This is a genomic window from Arenibaculum sp., assembly GCF_035998295.1.
Taxonomy (GTDB): Bacteria; Pseudomonadota; Alphaproteobacteria; order Azospirillales; family Azospirillaceae; genus DASYHS01.
In genome coordinates this window covers 37,045-43,409 of sequence record NZ_DASYHS010000297.1, presented here as the reverse complement: position 1 = coordinate 43,409, position 6,365 = coordinate 37,045, and the positions used below count along the sequence as shown (strand labels likewise).

Annotated in this window: 8 protein-coding genes; 3 read left to right on the top strand and 5 right to left on the bottom strand. The window is 70.2% G+C overall.

Annotation, left to right across the window (positions count from 1 at the left end):
- On the top strand, positions 1 to 145 hold a 145-nt coding region (locus VGO20_RS28255), incomplete at its 5' end, for a response regulator transcription factor (protein ID WP_327505766.1).
- A gap of 41 nt (positions 146 to 186) precedes the next feature.
- Here VGO20_RS28255 and VGO20_RS28250 read toward each other — a convergent pair.
- The 5 genes from VGO20_RS28250 to VGO20_RS28230 all read right to left on the bottom strand — a co-directional run bounded on the left by VGO20_RS28250 (position 187) and on the right by VGO20_RS28230 (position 3,852).
- Positions 187 to 882: a glutathione S-transferase N-terminal domain-containing protein gene (locus VGO20_RS28250; protein WP_327505764.1), complete on the bottom strand. Its 696-nt coding sequence runs from the start codon at positions 880 to 882 to the stop codon at positions 187 to 189.
- A gap of 94 nt (positions 883 to 976) precedes the next feature.
- Complete coding sequence (locus VGO20_RS28245; RefSeq protein ID WP_327505763.1) at positions 977 to 2,257, bottom strand: OmpP1/FadL family transporter; 1,281 nt, start codon at positions 2,255 to 2,257, stop codon at positions 977 to 979.
- A 153-nt stretch (positions 2,258 to 2,410) separates the two neighbouring features.
- Positions 2,411 to 2,884: a universal stress protein gene (locus tag VGO20_RS28240; RefSeq protein ID WP_327505762.1), complete on the bottom strand. Its 474-nt coding sequence runs from the start codon at positions 2,882 to 2,884 to the stop codon at positions 2,411 to 2,413.
- Between the two features lie 5 nt (positions 2,885 to 2,889).
- Positions 2,890 to 3,321 (bottom strand): CBS domain-containing protein, encoded by a 432-nt coding sequence (locus VGO20_RS28235; RefSeq protein WP_327505761.1) that lies wholly within the window; start codon positions 3,319 to 3,321, stop codon positions 2,890 to 2,892.
- Between the two features lie 90 nt (positions 3,322 to 3,411).
- Positions 3,412 to 3,852, bottom strand: coding sequence for a hypothetical protein (locus VGO20_RS28230; RefSeq protein WP_327505760.1), 441 nt, complete (start codon positions 3,850 to 3,852; stop codon positions 3,412 to 3,414).
- Between the two features lie 242 nt (positions 3,853 to 4,094).
- On the opposite strand from VGO20_RS28230, the gene VGO20_RS28225 reads away from it, so the two are divergent.
- Both VGO20_RS28225 and VGO20_RS28220 read left to right on the top strand, forming a co-directional pair.
- A complete protein-coding gene (locus VGO20_RS28225) occupies positions 4,095 to 4,772 on the top strand; it encodes a response regulator transcription factor (RefSeq protein WP_327505759.1) in 678 nt (225 codons plus the stop codon).
- A gap of 3 nt (positions 4,773 to 4,775) precedes the next feature.
- The gene (locus tag VGO20_RS28220; protein ID WP_327505758.1) at positions 4,776 to 6,290 is read left to right on the top strand and encodes a sensor histidine kinase; all 1,515 of its coding nucleotides are present in this window, start codon (positions 4,776 to 4,778) and stop codon (positions 6,288 to 6,290) included.
- The last annotated feature ends 75 nt before the right edge of the window (positions 6,291 to 6,365 follow it).

The following is a 6,365-nucleotide window of genomic DNA, read 5'->3' as shown; positions in this document are numbered from 1 at the left end:
GTCGAACAAGCAGATCGCCAAGGATCTCGGCCTGTCCGAGGGCACGGTGAAGATCCACGTCACGGCGATCTTCAAGGCGCTGAACGTCAGGAACCGCACCCAGGCGGTGATCAGCGCCGCCCGGATGGAAGCCTCGGCGGACTGAGGCCGGGGCCCCTCCCGCATGGGCGGGAGGGGCGTATCCGTCTACCGGCGCTGGTACTGGGTCTGTCCGAACATCATCTCGCGGGCCTTGTCGTCGATCGGGCCCGGGCGGACGTAGTCCTTCAGCAGCTCCAGCCCCTTCTGGACGGCCGGGCGGGCGTTGATGGCGTCGAACCAGCGCCGCACGTTCGGGTAGTCGGCGAGGTCGATGCCCTGGCGTTCGTGGCTGCGGGTCCAGGGGAAGCTCGCGATGTCGGCGATCGAGTACTCGCCGGCCAGGTACTCGGCCTCCGCCAGCCGGCGGTCGAGCACGCCGTAGAGCCGCTTGGCCTCGTTGGTGTAGCGGTCGATGGCGTAGCCGATCTTCTCGGGAGCGTAGATGCGGAAGTGATGATTCTGGCCGAGCATCGGGCCGAGCCCGCCCATCTGCCACATCAGCCACTGGATCGCGGCGTAGCGGCCATGGGCGTCGGCGGGGAGCAGCCGGCCGGTCTTCTCGGCCAGATAGATCATGATCGCGCCCGATTCGAACAGCGTGACCGGCTTGCCGTCGGGGCCGTCGGGATCGACGAGCGCCGGCATCCGGTTGTTCGGGCTCAGCTTCAGGAATTCGGGCTTGAACTGGTCGCCGGCGCCGATGTCGACGGCGACGACCCGGTAGGGCAGGCCCAGCTCCTCGAGCATGATCGAGATCTTGTAGCCGTTCGGGGTCGGCCAGGCGTGGAGTTCGACGGTCATGTCCTGCTTTCCGCTGTGAGGATTGCATTCGAATGCATCGGGCTGATATGGACCCGTTCATCCCTCCTGCAATCCCCAGGCGGGACATGGCTGCTCAGAAGAGGTAGCGCAGCCCGACCGAGACGATGTCGACGCTCCCCTCCGTCTCGGCGCGGATCCGGGTCGACAGCGCGGGGACGGCCCCCGTGCGGGTCAGGTCGACCGTCTCCTCGGAGATGAAGATGTGGGCGTAGGCGGCGTCCAGGACGAAGTTCCGGCCGACCTGGTAGCTGAAGCCGGCGGTCAGCCAGGTCCGGTCGCCGTCGGGCGTGCGGGACGACCGGAAGCCGCCCTCGGTCGGGGTCTCGTCGTACTGGATCCCCGCCCGCAGGGTCCAGTTCCCGTCGAGCTCGTACTGCGCGCCGAGCGCCACCGCGAAGCTGTTCTCGTAGCCCTGGAGGATCGCCGAATCGGGAAAGCCGGGACGCTGGACCCGGATCTCGTCGAAGGAGTCCCAGCCGGTCCAGGTCACCTCGCCGAGCAGGGTCAGCGCCGGGGTCGCCTCGTGCGCCACCCCGACCTCCACGATGTCGGGCAGCTTGAGCTGGGCCGATCCGGGCGTGCGGACCAGGACCGTGCCGGCCTGGGTCGCGACGAACTGGCCCTCCAGGTCGTGCGTGACGGCCGAGCGGTAATGGACGCCGATCCGCGTCGTCGGCAGCGGCTTGAACAGCACGCCGACGTCGAAGCCGACCGTCCAGTCGTCGCCCTGCAGGTCGGTGATGACGTCCGGGTTGCCGGGGCCGGCGAACAGCGCGTTGGTCAGCTTCGCGTCGGCGTACTGGATGTCGACGCCGCCGCCCACCGACAGCATGTCGTTGATCCTGTAGGCGACGGCCGGCTGGACGTTGATCGTGGTCAGCTCGGTCTCGATCGAATCATAGCGGCCGAACCAGTTCGGGTCGTAGGCGTTCGCCAGCCCGAACGGGGCCGTGACACCGACGCCGACCCACAGATCGCCGTCCAGGAACGGGGCGGCGGCGAAGCCGTTGGGGACCGGCGTCGGGTCGTAGGGGTTGCCGCTTTCCGTCCCGGCGATCGACCCGATCGGCGCGCCATTGAAGAGATAGGTGGAGCCGGTGTTGGTGAGCTGCGACCTGGGCACCAGCAGATGCGCTCCCGCCACCGCCTGGGCGCGCGACAGCTCCGTCATGGCGGCCGGGTTGAAATAGATCGTGCTGGCGTCCTCGCCGATCGCCGCCTCGCCGGCGAAGGCGCGGCCGAGGCCGGTGACGCTCTGTTCCTTGATGTAGAAGCCGGCCCCTTCCGCCGTCGTCGCGGCACCGGCCGACAACGTCGCCGCGACGGCGGCAACGCCAAATCGAACGCTCTTCAACTGGACTATCCTCCCGTCCGGAACTCGTTGCTCCCAGAATAGCGGCTCCAGTTTACGTAAACGTAAATAACCCCACCACAGCTTTTATCTCAGCTTCGGGTTACTTATTCTTGTGAATACATGGGAATGCGTCTTGCTTGTTGCTCGCCAGTACTACGTGTGGCGGGCGAGCTGCTCGTCGCTGAGGTTGCCGGGCACGATCAGGAGCGGGATCTCGATGCTGCCCGCGAGCTGTCCGGCGAGCCAGGATATCAGGCGGCCCCGCCGCTCCGAGGGCGGGGCGGCGCCGACGACCAGGGCGTCGATCCCGGGCTGGTCGGCGAGCAGCCCGAGGATCGAATCGCCGACCGACCCGACCCTGATGTGCAGTTCGGGCAGCCGGCCCGAAAGGGCGTGGACCTCCGCCGCGACGGTCTGGAGGAACAGCTCGGCGTCGGCCCGCTCCTCCTCCTCGATCGTCTCGGCGACGGTCAGCAGGGTCTGGAACTCGGCGGGCGGCAGGACGTGCAGCAGCGCCACCGTGCCGCCGATGTTGCGCGCGCGCAGGCTCGCGAAGCGGACGGCCGGCCGGCTGTGCGGCGACCGGTCGACGCATACCAGGAATTTGAACCCCTCGCCCCCGGCCACGGACCTCAGCCGTTCCCGGCGACGTAGGAGCGCAGCGTCTCGACCTCCAGCTCGGCCTCGTCCAGCCGCTGCTTGACGACGTCGCCGATGCTGACCATGCCGGCGACCTCGCCGTCGGCGATCACGGGCAGGTGGCGCACGCGGCGCTCCGTCATGACGGCCATCAGCTCGGCCATGGTGTCGGTCGGCCGGCAATGCAGCACGTCCCGGGTCATCAGCGTGTCGACCCGGTGGCCCAGCACCGCCGGCCCGTGCTCGGCGATGCCGCGGATCACGTCGCGCTCCGAGACGATGCCGACGACGCGCCCGCCGTCCAGCACCAGGACGGCGCCGATCCGGTTGTCGGCGAGCATCTCCACGATATCCCCGACCGTACGCCCGGGGTCGGTCGAGACGACGTGACTGCCTTTGCGCTTGAGAACGGCTGCGACGTGCATGGGATCTCCTCCGGCTCGCTCACCCTGCGATGATAAGTCGCACCTCGGGGGTGTGCGCAAGCCTTGACGAGCCCCGGTCTCCTTTTTGCCTCAGGAGGCCGGCGCCAGGCAGTTGGCGACGATGGCGTAGCACTGGGAGGACTGGCCGGAATAGACGACCCGCTCGACCCGGCCGTCGCGCAGCGTGAACGTCGCCTCGCAGGCCTGGCTGTACACGTCGTACCCGCCGACCGGGGCGGCCAGCCCGTAGCCCCAGCCGGGATACCAGCGGCGGGCCGTGACGAAGCCGGCGCCGGAATAGGGATAGGCGACGGTGCTGCTGCTCTCGTAGGTGAAGAAGTCGACGTTGTCGACGGTGGCGGTGCGTTCGGGGACGCCCGCGCAGGACAGCAGCGTCTCGGTCGGCATGCCGACCAGCAGGTCGCGCGCGGCGAGCGCCGTTTCCGCACGCGGGTTGGCGCAGGCGCCGAGCGCCAGCGGCACGAGGAGCGCCGCGAGGCGGCGGGGGATCGACGGTCGGCCCGTGGGCAAGGCTGTTCCTCCGATGTCCGGTCCGGTGACCGGGATTCGAGTCAACGGCGGCGGCGGCGCGGGGTTCCTCCGCCGGCCGGCAAACGGCGCCTTCGTCGTTACGCGTCCGCGCCGATCGTGGCAGGTCGTCGGGGCGGACTGCACCGCAAGTGCCGAATCCTCTCCGGAAGCGCCTTTGCCGCCGGCGCCGGTCCCCTGCATGCTCGCAAACCCGGCCAAGCGAAAGGAAGCGAATACCCGCAATGATAAGACTGCTGCACGTCGAACCCAACACCATGGTGCGCACCGTCCTGAAGGACCTCCTCGGCCGGGAGGATGTCGACGTGGTGGCCAGCGCCGCCCGTCTCGGCGACATGCCGTCCGAGCGGGCGGCCCAGCTCGGCGCGGACCTCCTGCTGATCGGCGTCGACGATGCGGAGAACGGCTTCGACCAGATACGGCGCTGGCGTGCCCGTGCGCGCAACATGCGCATCCTGATCCTGACGTCGGACGACGATCCCGAGACCGAGCTGGCCGCCCTGCGGGCCGGGGTCGACGGCCTGCTCGCGACCCGCGAGGGGCCGGAGGCGCTCGGCCGCGCGATCGCCCTGGTGGCGATGGGCGAGAAGGTGTTTCCCGGGCATGCCGGCCGGACGGCGCCGCAGGAAGTCCCCGCCGGCGGCGCGCGCGCGTCCGAAGGGCCGGCGCTGGGGCCGATGGAGCGGGCGGTCCTGGAGCATCTGCGGGCCGGGTGCAGCAATCACCGGATCGCGCTGCTGACCGGCCAGGATGAAGCCGGCGTCAAGGTCCAGGTGCATGCGATCTTCCGCAAGCTGAAGGTCCGCAACCGGACGCAGGCGGCGCTTTGGGCGGCCCGCAACCGTCACCTCCTCGACGACGGGGCGCAGCAGGCCGCGCGCTCGACGAAACGGGTGGGCTGACCGATGGAAAGCGAACGGGCCGCGGATGCGGCCGGGCCTTTTCGGCAGGAAGCCGGGCACGACGCGTCGTGGTGCCGGGACGAGATGCCGCTGCTCGACCGGCTGTCCGACCATGTCTGGACGGCGGACCAGGACGGCGTCCTGCGCTACGCCAACCGGCGCATGCGCGATCATTTCGGCCGCGACCCCACGGGCGAGCGGCTGCTCGACCTCGTCCTGCCCGAGGACGCGCGGCTCCTGGAAGAGGCGTGGCTGACCGCAAAGCGCTTCGGCGAGCCCTTCGCCATGGAGCTTCGCCTGCCGGTCGAGGGCGGCGCGCGGTGGTTCCTGGTGCGCGGCACGCCGCCGCAGCCGGAGGGGGAGCGGGCCTGGGTCGGGACCTGCACCGACATCGACGGCCAGCACCGCCGGCGCAAGGAGCTGGAGCGCTCCATGCAGGCCCAGCGGCGCGCCGTGGCGACGGCCGACCACGACCTGCGCCAGCCGCTGAGCGCGATCCTGTTCCTGGTGACGGGGCTTGCCCGGCGGGTCGAGGATTCCTCCGAGCTGCGCATGCTGCAGGCGATCGGCAACGCGGTCCATGCGATGAAGGTCAGCGTCGACAACCAGGTCGACTTCGAGCGCCTCGGCTCCGGGGTCCCGGACCCCGCCTTCGCGCCGGTCATCGGCGACGTCGCGGTGAACCCGGTGCTGACGCGCCTCGCGCTCGAATTCGCGCCGATCGCGGCCTCGAAGGGGCTCGGCTTCTCCGTGGTGCCCTGCTCGTCCGTGATCCGGACCGACCAGCAGATGTTCGAGCGCATGCTGCGCAACCTGGTCTTCAACGCCGTGCGCTACACCGAGCACGGCCGGGTGCTGGTCGGCTGCCGGCGGCGGGGGGAGGAGCTGAGCATCGAGGTGCACGACACCGGCCGCGGCATCGACCACGAGGAGCGCGCCCGCCTGACCGAGCCCTTCTACCGCAGCGCCCGGAGCCTGCATCAGCATCCCGGCGGCCTTGGCCTCGGCCTGACGGTGGTGGAGGGCATGTCGGCGCTGCTGGGCCACCGGCTGTCGCTGGACACCCGGGTCGGAAGGGGCAGCGTCTTCGCCCTGACGACGGCGCTGTGCCCGTCGCCGACGCGCTTCGTCGGCCCCGTGCGCAACGGCGAGGGGCTGAGGGTCCTGGTGCTGCCCGGCGACGAGGCGATGCCGCGCGAGCCGATCGAGGCGCTTGCCGGTTCGGTCGAATGGTGCGCCGACGAGGAGGCGGCGGCGGCGGTGATCTCGGGCGGTTCGTGGCGCCCGGACCTCGTGCTGTGCGGGCTCGTCCATGGCGGCTCGGCGGACGGGGTGCTGCGGCTCGCACGCCTGCTGCGCCTGTCGGGCGAGCAGGCCCGGGGCGGCATCCTGTGCTCCACGCCGGAGCCGCTGCGCCTGCGCGAGCTGCGGCTTTCCGGCCATCCCTATCTTTTTCTTCCCCTGCGCGCCGACGAACTCCAGTCGCGGCTGTTCGAGATCCTGTTCAGGTACGGCTGAGGTCCCCGCGGCGGGCAGGTGAGGGCCTGTGGGTGCGGGAGAGGAGGTTTTCGCGTTCGCATCCGTAAAATGCGA